At 39.0% G+C, this 18,054-nt stretch carries 17 protein-coding genes; 13 read left to right on the top strand and 4 right to left on the bottom strand.

The window, feature by feature from the left end; translation table 11 throughout:
• Positions 1–26: 26 nt before the first annotated feature.
• Both lptG and lptF read right to left on the bottom strand, forming a co-directional pair.
• A complete protein-coding gene (gene lptG / locus GWI68_RS11300) occupies positions 27–1,106 on the bottom strand; it encodes an LPS export ABC transporter permease LptG (protein ID WP_109408533.1) in 1,080 nt (359 codons plus the stop codon).
• Positions 1,106–2,203 carry an LPS export ABC transporter permease LptF gene (lptF, locus tag GWI68_RS11295; protein ID WP_166540317.1) on the bottom strand — a complete coding sequence of 366 codons (1,098 nt, stop codon included), beginning with the start codon at positions 2,201–2,203 and terminating at the stop codon, positions 1,106–1,108. Before lptF ends, lptG begins: the two co-directional genes overlap by 1 nt.
• 286 nt (positions 2,204–2,489) lie before the next feature.
• Between lptF and pepA the strand changes: the two genes are divergently transcribed.
• From pepA to GWI68_RS11255, 8 genes are all read left to right on the top strand, one after another.
• The gene (gene pepA / locus GWI68_RS11290) at positions 2,490–3,998 is read left to right on the top strand and encodes a leucyl aminopeptidase (RefSeq protein ID WP_036939243.1); all 1,509 of its coding nucleotides are present in this window, start codon (positions 2,490–2,492) and stop codon (positions 3,996–3,998) included.
• A 105-nt stretch (positions 3,999–4,103) separates the two neighbouring features.
• Complete coding sequence (locus tag GWI68_RS11285; RefSeq protein WP_006535638.1) at positions 4,104–4,553, top strand: DNA polymerase III subunit chi; 450 nt, start codon at positions 4,104–4,106, stop codon at positions 4,551–4,553.
• Between the two features lie 13 nt (positions 4,554–4,566).
• Entirely contained in the window at positions 4,567–7,455 is a 2,889-nt protein-coding gene (locus GWI68_RS11280) for a valine--tRNA ligase (protein ID WP_166540316.1), read from the top strand.
• 180 nt (positions 7,456–7,635) lie between these two features.
• The gene (locus GWI68_RS11275; RefSeq protein WP_227336314.1) at positions 7,636–7,983 is read left to right on the top strand and encodes a hypothetical protein; all 348 of its coding nucleotides are present in this window, start codon (positions 7,636–7,638) and stop codon (positions 7,981–7,983) included.
• Between the two features lie 532 nt (positions 7,984–8,515).
• Positions 8,516–9,037 carry a GNAT family N-acetyltransferase gene (locus GWI68_RS11270; RefSeq protein WP_243733346.1) on the top strand — a complete coding sequence of 174 codons (522 nt, stop codon included), beginning with the start codon at positions 8,516–8,518 and terminating at the stop codon, positions 9,035–9,037.
• A 422-nt stretch (positions 9,038–9,459) separates the two neighbouring features.
• Entirely contained in the window at positions 9,460–9,627 is a 168-nt protein-coding gene (locus GWI68_RS11265) for a YhfL family protein (protein WP_036914671.1), read from the top strand.
• A 211-nt stretch (positions 9,628–9,838) separates the two neighbouring features.
• Positions 9,839–10,762: a tetratricopeptide repeat protein gene (locus GWI68_RS11260; RefSeq protein ID WP_166540315.1), complete on the top strand. Its 924-nt coding sequence runs from the start codon at positions 9,839–9,841 to the stop codon at positions 10,760–10,762.
• A 287-nt stretch (positions 10,763–11,049) separates the two neighbouring features.
• Complete coding sequence (locus tag GWI68_RS11255) at positions 11,050–11,919, top strand: pirin family protein (RefSeq protein ID WP_166540314.1); 870 nt, start codon at positions 11,050–11,052, stop codon at positions 11,917–11,919.
• Positions 11,920–12,029: 110 nt separating this feature from the next.
• Here GWI68_RS11255 and rraB read toward each other — a convergent pair whose 3' ends face one another.
• Complete coding sequence (gene rraB, locus GWI68_RS11250; RefSeq protein ID WP_109408523.1) at positions 12,030–12,464, bottom strand: ribonuclease E inhibitor RraB; 435 nt, start codon at positions 12,462–12,464, stop codon at positions 12,030–12,032.
• 184 nt (positions 12,465–12,648) lie between these two features.
• Here rraB and argF point away from each other — a divergent pair, with 184 nt between their 5' ends.
• The 5 genes from argF to GWI68_RS11225 all read left to right on the top strand — a co-directional run bounded on the left by argF (position 12,649) and on the right by GWI68_RS11225 (position 16,806).
• Complete coding sequence (argF, locus tag GWI68_RS11245) at positions 12,649–13,653, top strand: ornithine carbamoyltransferase (protein ID WP_166540313.1); 1,005 nt, start codon at positions 12,649–12,651, stop codon at positions 13,651–13,653.
• Positions 13,654–13,831: 178 nt separating this feature from the next.
• Entirely contained in the window at positions 13,832–14,002 is a 171-nt protein-coding gene (locus GWI68_RS11240) for a hypothetical protein (RefSeq protein ID WP_166540238.1), read from the top strand.
• Positions 14,002–14,937, top strand: coding sequence for an aspartate carbamoyltransferase (gene pyrB / locus GWI68_RS11235; protein ID WP_109408521.1), 936 nt, complete (start codon positions 14,002–14,004; stop codon positions 14,935–14,937). The genes GWI68_RS11240 and pyrB overlap by 1 nt, the downstream gene beginning before the upstream one ends.
• Before the next feature lie 13 nt (positions 14,938–14,950).
• Entirely contained in the window at positions 14,951–15,409 is a 459-nt protein-coding gene (gene pyrI / locus GWI68_RS11230; RefSeq protein ID WP_006535648.1) for an aspartate carbamoyltransferase regulatory subunit, read from the top strand.
• 221 nt (positions 15,410–15,630) lie between these two features.
• Positions 15,631–16,806 carry an MFS transporter gene (locus GWI68_RS11225; protein WP_166540312.1) on the top strand — a complete coding sequence of 392 codons (1,176 nt, stop codon included), beginning with the start codon at positions 15,631–15,633 and terminating at the stop codon, positions 16,804–16,806.
• A gap of 4 nt (positions 16,807–16,810) precedes the next feature.
• Here the strand turns inward: GWI68_RS11225 and GWI68_RS11220 are convergent, their stop codons facing one another.
• Positions 16,811–17,722 (bottom strand): LysR family transcriptional regulator, encoded by a 912-nt coding sequence (locus tag GWI68_RS11220; RefSeq protein WP_166540311.1) that lies wholly within the window; start codon positions 17,720–17,722, stop codon positions 16,811–16,813.
• Positions 17,723–18,054 lie beyond the last annotated feature (332 nt).

Here is an 18,054-nt window from a genome sequence, read left to right as displayed (position 1 = left end):
TTTTTTCTGGCTACAGTGGATATTACCTAACGATTACGCCTCATCAATAACCATAGACTTAACGTTAGGAATAATATTCCTGGCACTAATGCTGCAATCACAGCAGGTATGCCATAAACCAGACTTAATCGTCCTGAAACTTCATTGACGATATAAAACAGGAAGCCAAAAGAGATACCCGTTAGAACTCTTAATCCCATTGGCACAGTACGCAATGGACCAAAGATAAATGACAATGCCATCAACATCATTACTGCAACAGAGACTGGCGCAAAGATTTTTTTCCAGAAATTCAGCTCATAGTTTGCTGATTCTTGTCCACTCTGTTTGAGGTATTTAACATATTGATAGAGCCCACTAATCGATAATGCATCAGGATCTAAGGCCACAACGCTCAATTTTTCTGGCGTTAATCGGGTTGGCCATTCAAGTGATACCTGTTTTTTACCTGTGATTTTTTGTGGATCGGTTAAATCTGACTGTTCGACTTGTTTTAACATCCACGTTTTTTTATCGACATCATAGGTTGCACTTGATGCATAACGCACAGTTTCTAGTTTTCTATCATTATTAAAATCATAGAGTGTGATGCCTTGCATCTCATTTTGGCTCTTTATTCGGTTGATATGAATAAATTGATTGCCATCTTTAGCCCACATACCACGGTTAGTGGAAACTAAAGAGTTACCCATGATTTTTTCAGCGCGATAGTTACGTGCATATTGTTCACCTTGTGGTGCCCCCCATTCGCCAATCAGGACTGTCAACAGTACTAATGGGATAGCGGTTTTCATCACAGAGCCTGCGATTTGCAAACGTGTAAAACCAGATGCCTGCATCACCACCAGCTCACTGCGTGTTGCCAATGCACCTAACCCTAATAATGCACCGAGTAACGCAGCCATGGGGAAGAAGATCTGCACATCTTTAAGGATATTTAAGATCGCATAAATACCCGCATCAAGTGTGGTGAAATCCCCTTGCCCTACTTTACGGAGTTGATCGACAAATTTGATAATGCCAGATAGAGAAACCAGCAAAAATAGTGTCATCAAAATCGACTGTAAAATAGTACGCCCGATATATCTATCTAATACACCAAACATCAGGCAACTCCTTTCTTAAAGCGAGCTCGGAATTTACGCATAGGCAAGGTATCCCAAATATTCAATAAGATAGCTAAGCCAAGATAAACGCCATTAACACTCCACATCGCAATGAGAGGGTCAACTTTTCCTTTTTCGCCATTAGAATGTAGCGAGCTTTGTAATAAGAAAAAGACCAGATAAAGCAACATTGCGGGTAACATACTTAATACGCGACCTTGGCGTGGGTTCACCTCACTTAAAGGCACCACCATCACAGCCATAATGACAACAGAGAAAATCAAAGTTAATCGCCAATGGAATTCAGCGATAGATTCTGTTTCATTAGAATGCCAAAGTTCCGTCATCGTTTTTTGTTCTACACGATTACTGCTAATGGTAGATTCGCGATGCCCGATAACAGCTTGGTAGTCATTAAAATCGGTGATACGAAAATCACGCAATACAGCCGTACCTTCATAGCGAGTTCCCTCACTGAGTACAACAATCTGATTTCCGTTAGGCAATTCCTTGGTATAACCTTTATCTGCCACCACAACCGACGGACGCTGATCTTGCGTTGGACGTAACTGTGCGAGGAACACATCTTGGAATTGGTTACCTTTTACGCTACCTAGATAAAGTACCATATTACGGTCACTGGACATTTTGAATTGTCCTTCCATCAAGGCCGCCAAGCTTGGGTTTGCCTTGGCATCTTCAAGCACTTGCTCTTGATGCGCTGATGACCATGGAATAAGCCAAATGACATTCCCTGCGGCTAATGCGCTAGTCAGCAATGAAAGCAATAGTGCTGCTTGCACTAATGCTTTTTTACCTATCCCGCACGCATTCATGACGGTTATCTCACTTTCAACATAAAGTTTGCTGTAAGTCATCAGAAGCCCAAGAAAGAGGCTTAATGGAAGAATAAGCTGTGCCATCTCTGGAATTCCCAGCCATAGCAGAGAAATCACGAGGTTTGTAGGAATGTTACCTTCTACAGCAGCCCCTAAAATTTCAACCAGTTTCTGGCTAAAGAAGATAAGCATCAGGATAAACAAGATGGCTATCTGGCTTTTAAGGGTTTCCCGAGCTAAATATCGAATTATAATCACGCTAGTTATGCCTGTGAAAACTTGTCTTTTTGCAGGAAAATCGCTAACTTCGTTGTATATCTATCATTTGTGCATCTCAGTTAGACATTCTTGCAGCCCAAATGATATCAAAACATGCTATAAACAGGTTCCCAATAAGAACAAGCTTATAAGTTAGCTAAATTAGTTGTGTTCAATTAATGCATTTAGCTTAACATAAAAAGTAAACTTTCTATGGGGTAGATTAATGCGGATCACTATTCTAAACGATACTTTCCGTTTTTGTCTTTAATATTCAGGAGAACGCATGGAGTTTAATGTAAAAAGCGGCAGCCCAGAGAAACAACGCAGCGCTTGTATTATCGTGGGGGTGTTTGAGCCTCGTCGTTTATCTCCGATCGCGGAGCAACTTGATAAAATCAGTGATGGCTATATCAGCGCCTTATTACGCCGAGGTGAGCTGGAAGGTAAAGTTGGACAATCATTGCTGTTACATCATGTACCTAATGTTCTCTCTGAGCGCGTTTTACTGATCGGTTGCGGTAAAGAGCGTGAGTTGGATGAACGTCAATATAAACAAATCATTCAAAAAACTATTAATACGCTCAATGAAACTGGCTCAATGGAAGCGGTCTGCTTTCTCACTGAGTTGCATGTTAAAGGTCGTAATAATTACTGGAAAGTACGTCAAGCGGTTGAGACTGCAAAAGATTGCCTCTATACCTTTGATCAACTAAAGAGCAATAAGACAGAATTACGTCGTCCATTACGTAAGATGGTCTTTAATGTTCCTACTCGTCGTGAACTACCTAGTGGTGAACGTGCCATTGCTCATGGTTTAGCTATCGCATCAGGTATTAAAGCATGTAAAGATTTAGCAAACATGCCACCAAACATCTGTAATGCCGCTTATTTAGCTTCTCAAGCGCGTCAATTGGCAGACTCCTCTTCAAATGTTTCTACGCGAGTTATTGGCGAAGAGCAAATGAAAGAGCTGAACATGAACGCTTACCTTGCGGTAGGTCAGGGCTCTCAAAATGAATCTTTAATGTCTATCATTGAGTACAAAGGCAGTAAAGATCCTGAAGCTCGCCCAATCGTATTAGTCGGTAAAGGGCTGACATTTGACTCGGGTGGTATTTCTATCAAACCTGCTGATGGCATGGATGAGATGAAATATGACATGTGTGGTGCTGCAACAGTCTATGGCGTGATGCGTGTGGTTGCAGAACTACAATTACCGATTAACGTTATTGGTGTACTTGCGGGTTGTGAAAATATGCCGGGTGGAAAAGCCTATCGCCCTGGTGATATCTTAACAACTATGTCCGGCCAAACCGTTGAAGTATTAAACACTGATGCTGAAGGCCGCTTAGTTCTATGTGATACGTTAACTTATGTTGAGCGCTTTGAACCTGAGTTAGTTGTCGATATTGCAACATTAACAGGTGCATGTATGGTGGCTTTAGGGCATCACTACAGCGGATTAATGTCTAATCATAATCCGTTAGCACATGAGTTAATGAATGCATCAGAGCAAGCAGGTGATCGCGCTTGGCGTTTACCATTAGGCGATGAGTTCTATGAACAAATCGAATCTAACTTTGCTGACTTAGCAAATACAGGTGGTCGTTTAGGCGGTGCAATTACTGCCGGTTGTTTCTTAGCGCGTTTTGCAACGAAATATAACTGGGCTCACTTAGATATTGCAGGTACAGCATGGCGTTCTGGTAAAGCCAAAGGCGCAACAGGTCGTCCTGTTTCTTTACTGTCTCAGTTCTTACTTAATCGCGCGGGTTTGAATAGCGACGAGTAATACCGCATAATTATCAGGGTTAAGGTATTACCCTATTATTATGGTAAATAGAGCAGACTCCAAGAAGGGTATTGCAACGCAATACCCTTCTGTTATCGGGATATCATGAAAAACGCCACGTTTTATTTAATGGAACACCCATCAATACACGATGATTTACAGGCTCATGAGTGGCTTGCCTGTCAACTTACCGCTGAACATTGGCGCTTAGGCAAACGTATTTTGTTGGTTTGTGAGTCTCAGGCTCAAGCTGAATTGCTTGATGAGGCATTATGGGCAAGAGAACCTCATCAGTTTGTTCCTCATAATCTTGCAGGTGAAGGCCCTCGTTATGGCGCTCCTGTTGAATTATGTTGGCCTGGAAAACGTGGTAATGCACCTCGTGATCTCTTGATTAATTTGCAATCGCAATTCGTAGACTTTGCCACAGCTTTCCATGAAGTGATAGACTTTGTACCTATTGATGAACAATTGAAACAGTTGGCGCGTGAACGATATAAAATTTATCGTAGCGTCGGCTTTACTTTGACAATGGCTACGCCGCCAACCTATTGAATATGTAAAGAATATGGAAAATAAATCCGCACCGAAAGAGCCATCGCTCGACACAACATATAATCCAGCAGAGATTGAACAACCTCTGTATCAGCATTGGGAAAAAAACGGCTACTTTAAAGCCAATGGCGATACAACAAAAGAAAGCTTCTGTATCGTGATCCCACCGCCAAACGTCACAGGTAGCCTACATATGGGCCATGCTTTCCAGCAGACCATTATGGATACCATGATCCGTTATCAGCGCATGCAAGGTAAAAACACCTTATGGCAGTCAGGGACTGACCATGCGGGTATCGCGACTCAAATGGTCGTTGAGCGTAAAATTGCCGCTGAAGAAGGTAAAAATCGTCATGACTATGGTCGTGATGCGTTTATCGACAAAATTTGGGAATGGAAAGCTGAATCAGGTGGCAATATTTCTAACCAAATGCGTCGTTTAGGTAACTCTGTTGATTGGGAACGTGAACGTTTCACCATGGACGAGGGTTTATCTAAAGCCGTTAAAGAAGCTTTTGTGCGTTTACATAAAGAAGATCTTATCTACCGTGGTAAACGCCTTGTTAACTGGGACCCTAAATTACACACAGCGATTTCTGATCTTGAAGTTGAAAACCGTGAAGTTAAAGGTTCAATGTGGCACCTGCGTTATCCTTTAGCGGATGGGGCAAAAACAGCTGAAGGTAAAGATTACCTCATTGTTGCAACAACTCGCCCAGAAACCATGTTAGGTGATACTGGTGTTGCGGTTAACCCAGAAGATCCTCGTTATAAAGATTTAATTGGTAAAGAAATTATTCTACCAATCGTCAACCGCCGTATTCCTATTTTAGCGGACGAACACGCGGATATGGAAAAAGGCACGGGTTGCGTAAAAATCACCCCTGCTCACGACTTTAATGACTATGAAGTTGGACGTCGTCATCAATTACCAATGATTAATATCATGGATTTTGATGGCAATATCCGTGTTAGCGCAGAAGTATTAGACACCAATGGTGTTGAATCTGACGTTTACAGCACTGAAATTCCAGAAGCCTACCAAGGCATGGAACGTTTCGCAGCACGTAAAGCTATGGTCGCTGAATTTGAACGTTTAGGTTTATTAGAAGAGATCAAACCTCACGATTTAACCGTACCTTACGGCGACCGTGGTGGCGTGGTTATCGAGCCTTTACTAACAGACCAATGGTATGTTCGCGCAGCACCTTTAGCGAAACCCGCAGTTGAAGCTGTTAAAAATGGCGAGATCCAATTTGTACCAAAACAGTACGAAAACATGTACTTCTCATGGATGAATGATATTCAAGATTGGTGTATTTCTCGTCAACTGTGGTGGGGTCACCGTATCCCTGCTTGGTATGACAACCAAGGCAACGTTTATGTTGGTCGTGATGAAGAAGAAGTTCGTCGTGAAAACAATATCGCCGCTGATGTCGCATTACGCCAAGATGATGACGTACTGGATACGTGGTTCTCATCTGCACTGTGGACATTCTCAACATTAGGCTGGCCTGAAAACACTGAAGCACTAAAAACATTCCATCCAACGAATGTATTAGTCAGTGGATTCGATATCATTTTCTTCTGGATCGCTCGCATGATCATGATGACCATGCACTTTATCAAAGATGAAGACGGTAAACCGCAAGTTCCATTTAATACGGTTTACATGACAGGTCTTATTCGTGATGAAGAAGGCCAGAAAATGTCAAAATCCAAAGGTAACGTACTTGATCCTCTGGATATGATTGACGGTATTTCATTAGAGAACCTGTTAGAAAAACGTACTGGTAATATGATGCAGCCACAAATGGCTGAAAAAATTGCTAAACGTACTAGCAAAGAGTTCCCAGAAGGTATTGAAGCACACGGTACAGATGCTCTACGCTTTACCTTAGCGGCATTAGCTTCAACAGGTCGCGATATTAACTGGGATATGAAACGTCTATCAGGCTACCGTAACTTCTGTAACAAGCTGTGGAACGCAAGCCGCTTTGTTCTGATGAATACGGAAGATCAAGATTGTGGCTACCAAGGTGGTGAGATGACATTCTCACTGGCTGACCGTTGGATCTTAGCTGAATTTAACAATACCGTTAAAGCCTATCGTGAAGCGTTAGACAACTATCGTTTCGATATCGCGGCGGGTATTTTATATGAGTTCACTTGGAACCAATTCTGTGACTGGTATCTTGAGCTATCAAAACCTGCGGTACACAAAGGTAATGATGCACAAAAACGCGCAGCTCGTCATACTCTGATTGAAGTGCTAGAAGGCTTACTGCGTCTTGCTCATCCAATCATTCCATTTATCACAGAGACAATTTGGCAACGAGTGAAGGAAGTTAAAGGCATTGAAGGTGAAACCATCATGCTACAAGCTTTCCCTGAGTTCGATGCTTCACTGGTAGATGAACACGCGCTTAGCGATCTTGAGTGGATCAAAGAAGTTATTGTTGCAGTTCGTAATATCCGTGCTGAAATGAATATTGCTCCGGGTAAACCACTTGATGTTATTTTACGTGGTGCGGATGACAATGCTAAGCGCCGTGTTAGTGACAATATTGGCTTCTTAAAAGCCATGGGCCGTTTAGCTGATATTCGTCCATTAGCAGAAGGTGAAGAAGCGCCATTATCAGTGACTAAATTGGTTAGCGGTGCAGAATTGCTGATCCCAATGGCAGGCTTTATCGATAAAGATGCAGAGCTTGCACGTTTAGATAAAGAGCTTGAAAAAGTAGAAAAAGATATCACAACTTTAGACAGCAAATTATCTAACGATGGCTTTGTTAGCCGTGCGCCAGAAGCGGTTGTTGCTAAAGAGCGTGAACGCTTAGCGACATGCTTAAGTGCAAAAGAGAAGCTAATCGCACAGAAAATCTCTATCGCCTCTTTATAAGCACTATCGCTTTAAAGACGCTGAGATTGATAATGAAAAAACCGCGTTCTGAAGTGACCTCATAAAGTTGGACACTTTAAATTCGGCGGCTTGTAAGGCCTGATTTCGACATTCAACCGGAGTCAGGCCTTTTAATTTTTCTTTGTAGCCAATCAGCCACATTTTAGCTAGGTAAATTAAGTGATAGACAAAAGTAAACTCAAAAATATAAAGTTTTTTGAAAACGAACCACTGGTTCACCATTTGAATTACGCCCTTTCAGAGTGCGAAGAAAAAAATATTTTGCGGGGTTGGCGACCTTCATGTATGGAAGACAAATGGCTCTCATACAGTGAAGATGGCTGTGTTTTCGTTCACAGAAGCTGGACTGGTCATTTGATGTACAAATTTACGATCCGTGATCAGTCAATACAAAGCGTGGAAATTGCGATGGATGATTTTGTGAATATGACGAATGAACGGAAAATTGAGGTTTTTCTCTCACTTTTACCACGCTTATCAGAAGAGCACGAGAATGATTGGGAATAGCGCGTTATTGCTTTAAGAGTAAAGCCCCAGAATTTGTTAGTGGTTTTAGTGGCTGCGTCGAATATTTTCGGAGACTCATCAGGGAAAAGCATTTCTAAATCTTTGGTAAGGAAGATATTTCTACCTTTCTTATTGAACTTGTTAAAAACATTAACCGCTGTCATTAACTCCATATCACCCTCTACTAAATCCCCCCTCACAAGGGGTTGTTTTGTATATCGCGGGTTTTTACTTAGTCTCTTTCAGCAAAAAAATAAAACCATTTTTCACTTCATTTCTTATTATTCACGGTTCTATTCTCGTCAATACGTCATTTCATCCCCTATTTTCACTTAGATTTAATCACTCACTAAAATATAACGCTAGAAATAAAGGGAGAAATTAAGCAAAGAGAAAGGGTTAACGGTTTACAAACACGCTTAATCAATTAAGATAGTTTTTGTAGCCATCAGTGCTACTTTCAATGAAGAAGTTCCTTTCCGGTGCTCTCTCAATAAATAATCAAAAAATATTCTACTAATAAGTGAAAACGATGAGTGCAACTATGACTGCAACCCAAGCTATAACCTCAAATATTGTTATTCGAGCCATTGAAGAAAAAGACAACGCAAGTATTGCTCGCGTTATTCGTGAAGTCTCAGCTGAGCACGGTTTAACTGCCGATAAAGGCTTTGCGGTTGCCGATCCAATTTTAGATACCCTCTATGAAGTTTATCATCAGCCACGCAGTGCTTACTGGGTTGTTGAAATGGATGGAGAAGTTGTTGGTGGGGGTGGTGTCGCACCACTTGCTGGTGGCGATGGCAATACATGTGAACTACAAAAAATGTACCTTTCATCCAAACTGCGTGGCAAAGGTATTGCGAAAAAAATCGTTCTGCAATCTCTTGAATTTGGTAAAGAGCAAGGCTTTAGCCGTTGCTATTTAGAAACCACAGATATCTTAAAAGCGGCTGTCGGTTTATACGAAAAACTAGGATTCGAATTTATTGATGAAGCATTAGGCAACACTGGGCATAGTGATTGTGAGATCCGTATGGTGAAGCCACTTTAAGCGTTCTTGCTGTTCCCTACGTAATACAATAAATAAAATAAGCTCTACTTGACCCGCATTTCTTATGCGGGTTTTTATTAGCAATAAATAGCACCTATTAACACAAATCCAGTTTATCAAAATGATATAAATACAGTATGTTTATATGCTTATTTTCTCAATTAATTTCTTAATTAATTATTATCAAAATATTATTAATGAAATTCTCATCTTAAATTTTATTAAAAACCACAAGTTTAAATTGTTTTTAATTCCACTCTAGATAATTATATTACCCCTCTTAAATAAAATATTATTTATCTTATTTTATATTTTAAAAAAGAGATTTTTTTATATTGCTATTTATAGCTAATTTAATATCTTTATGCAGATAAAGTCATGCATTGGCTTTTATAACTCTAAAATTTAAAAGGAATTTTTTCATGAAAAACTTTGTTAAAATTGCACTTATTGCTTCTGTAATTACCGTAATGACCGGTTGTACTGGTAGCGTATACAATAAAGAAAAAGACTGTAACTACGACTACTTACTGCACCCAGCAGTTTCTATTTCTAAAATCATTGGCGGTTGTGGCGACACAAGCAAATAAGATTTAAGAAATAAACACATTAATAAACTACATTCTGACTTATTGTTGCTAAGAAAGAATGTAGTTTTTTGTTTTATCATACCTTATATTTTTACTCGTTTTTTATGAGTTGCACTCCTCACCAACATAAGAAATCAGAGCTTAGTGTTTCCATTTTAATGGAAGATAGATTAAATTAACCATTAATAAAATCTATTTTAGGTAATTTTATATGACATTAAACTACAAGATTATTATCGTCACATTATTTTTATCTATTCCTATATTGGCTTATTCCTCCCCTCAAATTAAATGTATTGCCGAAGAAAAGAACTTCTCCGCATGTGAGATATTAGCAACGCAGGGAGATAATAAAGCATTATTAGTACTTGGACGTTTCTATGAAACGGGTACCGAAGTTGAAAAAAATGTAGAGAAAGCGGAACAAATCTATCAACTCTTAGCAGATAAAAATGATGCTGATGGATTTAATCAATTGGCAATGCTTAAGGAAGATCAGGGCAAAAAACAAGAGGCTATTTTACTTTATCAAAGAGCAATAGAACTAGGCTCATCATCTGCTAATTATAATTTAGGCATACTATACAAATATAATAATAATTATAAAAAAGCAAAAGAGATGTTTGAAAAAGCAATTACCGATAATAATTCAGGTAAGGCTATGATGAGTTTAGGCGATTTATATTTTGATGGATTTGGTGTTGAAAAAAATATGGAATTAGCGGAACACTGGTATAAAGCTGCTATTCAAGCTGATAATTATCTTGCCATTACACGATTGGGAATACTGTATGGCAATCTGGAAAAATATGATGAAGCGATAATATATTATCAAGAAGCGATCAAAAAAGGTGATCCCGCCGCAATGAATTCAATGGGATTACTATATCAACATGGTTTTGGTGTAAAACGTGATATCAATAAAGCAGTTAAATTTTATCAAGATGCCACTGAACAAGACGAAATCGGAGGGCTAATTAACCTTGGTCTAATGTATGAAGAAGGCCTTGGGGTACCTCAAAATTATGAAAAATCCATCGAATTATATACAAGAGCCTATCAATTAGGTTATACCGATATTCAGTTACGAATTAATTTCTTAAATAACCATTTAATAAAAAGAATGAATAATTAAATTCTATGTTGCCTGTTTTCGACATATCCAGTCTGGTCTCAAAACAAGAGTATGATAAATACGAAAAGAGCGAAAGTTCTCACCACCAATATATCTACTCAGTCAATATCTCTATTTACTTTTTATAAATTCATTCATTTTTTTTGAACACCATCAACAAATTCCCCCTATTTTGTTCATCACGCGAACACTTTATGATCAGCCTCATTAAGAAATCGCAATAATCTGTATTACCTCCTTCTGTGTCTTGGTTATTGCGGTTTCTTTCCTTAACTCGGAGAACAATCATGACTATCAGACAGATTAATCATATTTATTCGGCGCCAAATTCACACTGGGTAGGTAATGGCTTTCCAGTCAGCACCTTATTTTCCTATCAGGAAAATGGTGAGAAACATAGCCCGTTTCTGCTGATGGATTATGCCGAGCCAACACTGTTTAAACCTGTTACTAATGCCCGTGGTGTAGGAGTGCATCCTCATCGTGGATTTGAAACCGTAACAATCGCCTATCAAGGTGAAGTTTCTCATCATGACTCTAAAGGTCACGCAGGAACGATTACCGCAGGTGATGTGCAATGGATGACAGCTGCTTCTGGTATTTTGCATAAAGAGTATCACTCTGAAAAAATGACCAAAGAAGGCGGTGTATTGGAAATGGTGCAACTTTGGGTGAATCTGCCAACAGCGTACAAAATGACACAGCCTCGTTATCAGGCGCTGAAAGCAGAGGATATCCCTCATGTTGAATTACCGGATAACCAAGGTTATGTCAGAGTGATTGCAGGTAATTATGCCAACACACAAGGTGTGGCAATGACCTACTCGCCGCTGAATGTGTGGGATCTACGTTTAAATCGCGCAGGTGTTTCACATTACAGTATTCCTGAAGGTCATAATGCAATGCTGTTTGTGGTGAAAGGTGCTGTACATATCAATGACAGTGAAATTGCACGTCAGCACGATATGGTGATGTTAGATAATCATGGTGATACGCTCACATTAGAATCAATGGGTGACACCATTGTTTTAATTTTAACCGGTGAGCCAATTAATGAGCCGATTGTAGGACAAGGGCCTTTTGTGATGAACACGCAAGAAGAGTTACAACAAGCTTTTAATGATTATGACAATGGTAAATTTGGTGTGATGGATTAATCGCTCTCCCCTTAAAACCAATAACACCAGTCACAAAGCAATAATTTTGTGGCTGGTGCTATTATTTTGCACTGATAAATCAGGCACAAAGGGACAACATTTAGCAAAAATTAATGTAAGCGTGATGACTTATCAGACTCTTCATCTTCGTCGTCTTCGTCTTCACCGTCTTCATCATCATACTCAGCGTCAGGATCTTCAAAGTAAGTTCCCCAACCATCGTAATAAACACCCATTTTTTCAGCTAAATTCATTAACTGTTCAACTTGAGCATCAATAAGCTCAGCATTTAAACCACTTTCACTCACAGCATCAAAACAAACTAAAATTTCACCTGATTCGACTTCGATTTCTTCAGGTTCAGTCACTTCATAACCTAATTTAAATACTTCAACGGCTGCTTTTTCTAGTGTTTCGAAGTTTTCACAAGAAATATGGTGCTCAATGGCATACAGTGCATCAGGATCACTGCCATCTTCCAGTAATTCTTCAATAATAAGACGTGTTTCTTCACGTTGTTCTGCTAACTCTTTGCTGTCCGCCATAATCATGCTCCGCAATAGTCTGAAAAGGTATCTTGTTCATTCTCCCACAGGGCGAATCAACACTCCATACCTAATATGATGCGCTTATCGCAGACTGTCTAAATTAAAAGTTTTCCTTTAGGGGTTGATGATGAATATTTATTGATATAAATTGAATATAAATTCAATAACAGGATATCACTCTATGAACCCTTTTTATCAGAAATCATTCTTACGTTTACTGGATTTTTCACCTGCTGAAATTCAACAACTACTTACATTGTCAGCACAATTAAAAAAAGCCAAAAAATCAGGTCAAGAAACTCAGTATCTTACTGGAAAAAACATCGCACTGATTTTTGAAAAAGATTCAACACGTACTCGTTGTGCCTTTGAAGTTGCTGCATTTGATCAAGGTGCAAGAGTGACTTATCTAGGGGGCGGAAGCCAAATTGGACATAAAGAATCGATAAAAGATACCGCGAGAGTATTAGGCCGTATGTATGATGGAATTCAGTACCGGGGTTACGGGCAAAAGACGGTAGATGCACTTGCTCAATATTCAGGTGTACCTGTTTGGAATGGTTTAACCAATGAATTTCACCCAACTCAACTGTTAGCAGACTTATTGACCATCACAGAACATCAAACCAAGCCGTTATCGGAAACCGTATTTGCTTACCTTGGTGACGCTCGTAATAACATGGGAAATACTATGCTGGAAGCGGCTGCGTTAACAGGTATGGATTTACGTTTAGTTGCGCCTAAAGCATGTTGGCCTGAAGCAGGTTTAGTGGCTCAATGCCAAGATATTGCCAACAAAAATGGCGGAAAAATCACACTCACTGAAAATGTGGCTGAAGGTGTTAAAAATGCAGATTTTCTTTACACTGATGTATGGGTTTCTATGGGCGAACCAAAAGAAGTTTGGAAAGAGCGTATTGCGTTACTGAAGCCTTATCAGGTCAATATGAACGTTGTGAAATTAACAGGAAACCCAGACGTCAAATTCCTTCACTGTTTACCCGCTTTTCATGATGAAGAAACCACAATGGGTAAAGCATTAGCTAAAGAGTTTAATCTATATGGTGGTTTTGAAGTCACTGATGAGGTGTTCGAATCAAAACACAGTATTGTATTTGATGAAGCAGAGAACCGTCTTCACACCATAAAAGCCGTGATGGTCGCAACCCTTGCCAATCCGTTCTGAAATACATAATCATGCAAAACACCTATTTTTTAATCGAGAAAAAATAGGTGTTTTCTTCGTTTTATCTCAAGCTTATTGATTTTTAAATCAAAAAAAAATTTTTAGAAAAAAACAAAAGCAAACGCTTGCGTGTAAATCTAAGATGCGTATAATGCGCCACAATTTGTCAGGAGGAAAGATGAAACAGCGCCTATTCCAATGTGTTAAAAAAAATCGCACCTTAACCGGTCGCAAGCGCATTCACTTTTTTCCAATAGCCCAATTTTTTAAAACCCCTCTTATGGAGGGGTTTTTTTTGGCCTATAAAAAACCATTCATCGCACAATTCATCGCTAAAGGAGAACTCTAATGACTAATCCGCTCTACCAAAAGCATATTATCTCCATCAATGATCTGGACAGGGAAGATTTGGAAGCTGTTCTTCGCGTTGCTGATAAATTAAAACAGCAACCTAATAACGAATTGTTGAAAGACAAAGTGATTGCGAGCTGCTTTTTTGAAGCATCAACACGTACTCGCTTATCATTTGAGACAGCTATCCACCGCCTAGGTGCATCAGTTGTCGGTTTTTCTGATGGAAGCAACACTTCACTGGGTAAAAAAGGTGAAACATTAGCGGATACCATTTCGGTTCTTCGCACTTATGCTGACGCCATTGTTATTCGCCATCCTCAAGAAGGTGCAGCACGTTTAGCCTCTGAGTTTGCGGGCGATATTCCAGTACTCAATGCGGGTGATGGTGCAAATCAGCATCCAACACAGACTTTGCTGGATTTATTTACCATTCAAGAAACACAAGGCCGCTTAGATAATCTCAATATCGCAATGGTCGGTGACTTAAAATATGGCAGAACAGTACATTCTCTGGCACAAGCATTAGCGAAATTTAAAGGTAATCATCTCTATTTTATCGCCCCTAAAGTGCTCGCCATGCCAGAGCATATTCTTCACTTGCTGGAAGAAAATGGTGTTGAATATAGCCAACATGAAACAGTCGATGAAGTGATGCCAGAGCTAGATATTCTCTACATGACACGCGTACAAAAAGAACGTTTAGATCCTTCTGAATATGCAAATGTGAAAGCACAGTTTGTTTTAACTAGCGCTGATTTAGTGAATGTGAAAGATAACCTTAAGATCTTACACCCACTGCCACGTATCGATGAAATCACGACAGATGTAGATAAAACACCTTACGCTTATTATTTCCAACAAGCTGGAAATGGTATCTACGCACGTCAGGCATTACTTGCCTTAGTTCTGAATAAAAACTTAGTTCTTTAATAAGGAGCACACCATGACACATGATCACAAACTAAAAGTTGAAGCTATCAAACGTGGGACTGTTATTGATCATATTCCAGCGCAGGTGGGCTTTAAAATTCTTTCACTGTTCCGTTTAACTGAAACGGATGAAAGAATAACCGTAGGTTTTAATTTACCTTCAGAAAATTTAGGTAAAAAAGACTTAATAAAAATCGAAAATGTCTTTTTAACCTCAGAGCAAGCAAACCGATTAGCGATGTATGCACCACAAGCAACCGTCAACATTATTGATGATTATCAAGTCGTTAATAAGATGGCATTAAGCTTGCCAGAATTGCTTGAAGATGTGGTGCCTTGTCCTAATAGCAACTGTATTAGCCATAACGAGCCAGTGCAAAGTAGTTTCCGTGTCAAAAAACTGGCCTCAGATGTTGTATTAACCTGCAAGTACTGTGAAAAAGAGTTCGAACGCCACGCGGTTATTCGTTAATTCTTTTAACTATCTGCTCGCAAGGGCAGATAGTTTTTTTATTATTAATACAATAAAATACCAATTTGTACTTATTGTAGATATTTTCTCTACTTAGAATCACCAAAGTAGACCTTCTGTTTTCCCTCATTTTTTGTCACCATAAAGTCAGGATATATCCGCTAAATCATTTACTTAATTACTTTGACAGAGACGAATTTTCGCCTTCTGCGGATAGACTTATGCAAACAAAAACTCGCTTATTACTCTTAACATTATCACTTGCTGTTTTTGGTGTGATCACAACCGAAGTTGCGGTGATTGGATTGCTACCACAACTTGTCGAACAGATGAATATCACTGCACCACAAGTGGGCTTTTTAGTCAGTATCTACGCTATTGTTGTCGCAATAACAGGTCCTACTATTACACTTTTATTTGGGCGATTTAATCGTAAAACGGTACTGTTAGTCATAATGGCTTTATTTATTATTTCCAATACTGTTTATGCATTAACACATCAATATCACGTTATTTTGCTATTTCGTATTTTGCCTGCATTTACCCATGCGCTATTTTTCGCAATAGCACTGATGGTAGCCGCAAATTCAGTACCAGTAGAAAAATCCACTCATGGCGTTGCTATTGTTTTTTCTGGTGTTGCGGTGGGAATGGTTTTAGGTATGCCACTTAGTGCTTTTATTGCTGAAACTTGGTCATTAAATATGGCATTTTGGTTTGGCGCTATCACCAGTGTTATCGCTTTTATTGGTATTGTGTTTTTTGTGCCTTCAATTAAAGTCACGGCACCTCTTAAGATTAGTGATCAACTAAAAGTATTAACAAAACCAACGGTTTGGTTAAGTATTGCTACTGTGACACTTATCTTTTCAGCCATGTTTGCTGGATTTAGCTATATTGCTGATTTTTTAGTGAATATCACTGGGTTTTCAAACAATATAACCAGTACATTACTGATTGTATTTGGTGTGAGTGGTTATTTTGGTAATTTTATTTTTAGTCACTATTTACAGCGAAATGTCGTTAAAACAACAATAACTTACCCAATCTTGTTCTGTTTTATCTACTTATTTATCTGGTTAAGCGGTTCTCAGGCGCTTGCTATGATCCCATTGATTATTTTTTGGGGGATACTACATACATCAGGATTAATTATTTCTCAAACATGGTTAATGAGAGATGCAAAAGCAGCCCCTGAATTTGCAAATAGTCTTTATATCGCCTTTTCTAATTTAGGGATAACCGTAGGTTCGATGGTAGGGGCTTGGGTAATTCAACATTTTGAATTACAAATGATAATTTGGGTAGGTATACTTTTTTCACTGCTTGCATTGAGTACTATTTGGTTACGAGTACGATTGCAATCACCAAATGGTAAAATAGTTTATCAGCAATAACTCTCTACTCATCAAACCCACCTTCTTTTGCCACCTGAAGCAATGCATCTGCTATATAACGTGTTTTAGGTGGCACTTTTTGCCCTTTATGCCACATCATATTGATAGGAGATTGATACCCTTCTGTTTTTATCAATATACGCTGTAATTGCCCTCCTTTAAGCAGATCCCCAATCATCCATAACGGAAGTTGAGCAATACCATAGCCATGGCTCACCGCGTCAAGCATTGCATCACCATCAGCAAGTTCATAAAAAGGAGTGGGAATATACTGGCGGAAGGTATCAGCTTCTTTTAGCATCCAATAAAAAGGGGCTTCTTGGCGAAATCCAACAATACAACGATGGTCTGATAACGCTTCAATTTCTTTAGGAATGCCATGTTTTTGCAGATAAATCGGAGAAGCACAGAGAACCAGTTTTTGTGTTGTCAGTTGTCGAGCAACAACATTGCTACTATCAGGCAAATGTCCGATACGAACGACTAAATCCACGCTCTCTTCATGCATATCAATATAGCGCTCACTAAATGAAATGCTCATCTTAAGCTGAGGTTGCTTATCCATTAATGTCATTAAAACAGGCATAATACATTTACGACCAAAAGCAGACGGTAAATCCAGACGAATTTTTCCTGTTAATACCGACTGATTTTCTTGAACTTGATTATTAGCTTGTTCAAGAATAGAAAGTGCTATTTGGCACTGCTGTAAATAATACTCACCTTCAGAGGTCAACGTTAAACGTCGTGTTGTTCTTAATAGTAGATTAATACCTAAATGCTCTTCTAACCGAGTCACACTTTTCCCAACGGCTGATTTGGTTACTCCTAAACGAGATGCAGCTTCAGTAAAGCTACCTGTTTGAGCTGTTGCAACAAAAGCGGTGATGCTTGAAAGTGAATTGAATTGTGTCATAAGTGCCCGCTGTGATTATTTTTAATCGTACATCAGTAATTCACAGATAAAAAGATCATAAAAAAGCACGATATCTTTCTATTATAGAATAATTACCCCTTAAAATCATAAAGAGGAGATTTGTAAAAAATAGAATTTATACATAAACCTCTTTTTGTGAAAAAAAGTTCTCTAATAATCGGATATATACTGATAAAAGCAGGCGTTAATAAAGGGTAATTGCATGAGTTTATTTTCTTTTTATACTCACAGACTTTATGATAAAGCCTGATATCTGTCATATTGCTAACTTACAGCGCTGGCTATAATAGCGCCGTGCTAATCAAGCGTTA

The sequence above is a fragment of the Proteus sp. G2669 genome (assembly GCF_009915245.1).
GTDB lineage: Bacteria > Pseudomonadota > Gammaproteobacteria > Enterobacterales > Enterobacteriaceae > Proteus.
This window is presented reverse-complemented; position numbering and strand designations above follow the sequence as displayed.

Excerpts from the sequence above, each read along its gene's own strand:
- GWI68_RS11270 (WP_243733346.1), top strand. The coding sequence starts at position 8,516 with ATGAGTGCAACTATGACTGCAACCCAAGCTATAACCTCAAATATTGTT.
- pyrI (WP_006535648.1), top strand. The coding sequence starts at position 14,951 with ATGACACATGATCACAAACTAAAAGTTGAAGCTATCAAACGTGGGACT.
- argF (WP_166540313.1), top strand. The coding sequence starts at position 12,649 with ATGAACCCTTTTTATCAGAAATCATTCTTACGTTTACTGGATTTTTCA.
- GWI68_RS11265 (WP_036914671.1), top strand. The coding sequence starts at position 9,460 with ATGAAAAACTTTGTTAAAATTGCACTTATTGCTTCTGTAATTACCGTA.
- rraB (WP_109408523.1), bottom strand. The coding sequence starts at position 12,464 with ATGGCGGACAGCAAAGAGTTAGCAGAACAACGTGAAGAAACACGTCTT.
- pepA (WP_036939243.1), top strand. The coding sequence starts at position 2,490 with ATGGAGTTTAATGTAAAAAGCGGCAGCCCAGAGAAACAACGCAGCGCT.
- lptG (WP_109408533.1), bottom strand. The coding sequence starts at position 1,106 with ATGTTTGGTGTATTAGATAGATATATCGGGCGTACTATTTTACAGTCG.
- GWI68_RS11220 (WP_166540311.1), bottom strand. The coding sequence starts at position 17,722 with ATGACACAATTCAATTCACTTTCAAGCATCACCGCTTTTGTTGCAACA.
- GWI68_RS11285 (WP_006535638.1), top strand. The coding sequence starts at position 4,104 with ATGAAAAACGCCACGTTTTATTTAATGGAACACCCATCAATACACGAT.
- pyrB (WP_109408521.1), top strand. The coding sequence starts at position 14,002 with ATGACTAATCCGCTCTACCAAAAGCATATTATCTCCATCAATGATCTG.
- GWI68_RS11255 (WP_166540314.1), top strand. The coding sequence starts at position 11,050 with ATGACTATCAGACAGATTAATCATATTTATTCGGCGCCAAATTCACAC.
- GWI68_RS11260 (WP_166540315.1), top strand. The coding sequence starts at position 9,839 with ATGACATTAAACTACAAGATTATTATCGTCACATTATTTTTATCTATT.
- GWI68_RS11280 (WP_166540316.1), top strand. The coding sequence starts at position 4,567 with ATGGAAAATAAATCCGCACCGAAAGAGCCATCGCTCGACACAACATAT.
- GWI68_RS11240 (WP_166540238.1), top strand. The coding sequence starts at position 13,832 with ATGAAACAGCGCCTATTCCAATGTGTTAAAAAAAATCGCACCTTAACC.
- GWI68_RS11225 (WP_166540312.1), top strand. The coding sequence starts at position 15,631 with ATGCAAACAAAAACTCGCTTATTACTCTTAACATTATCACTTGCTGTT.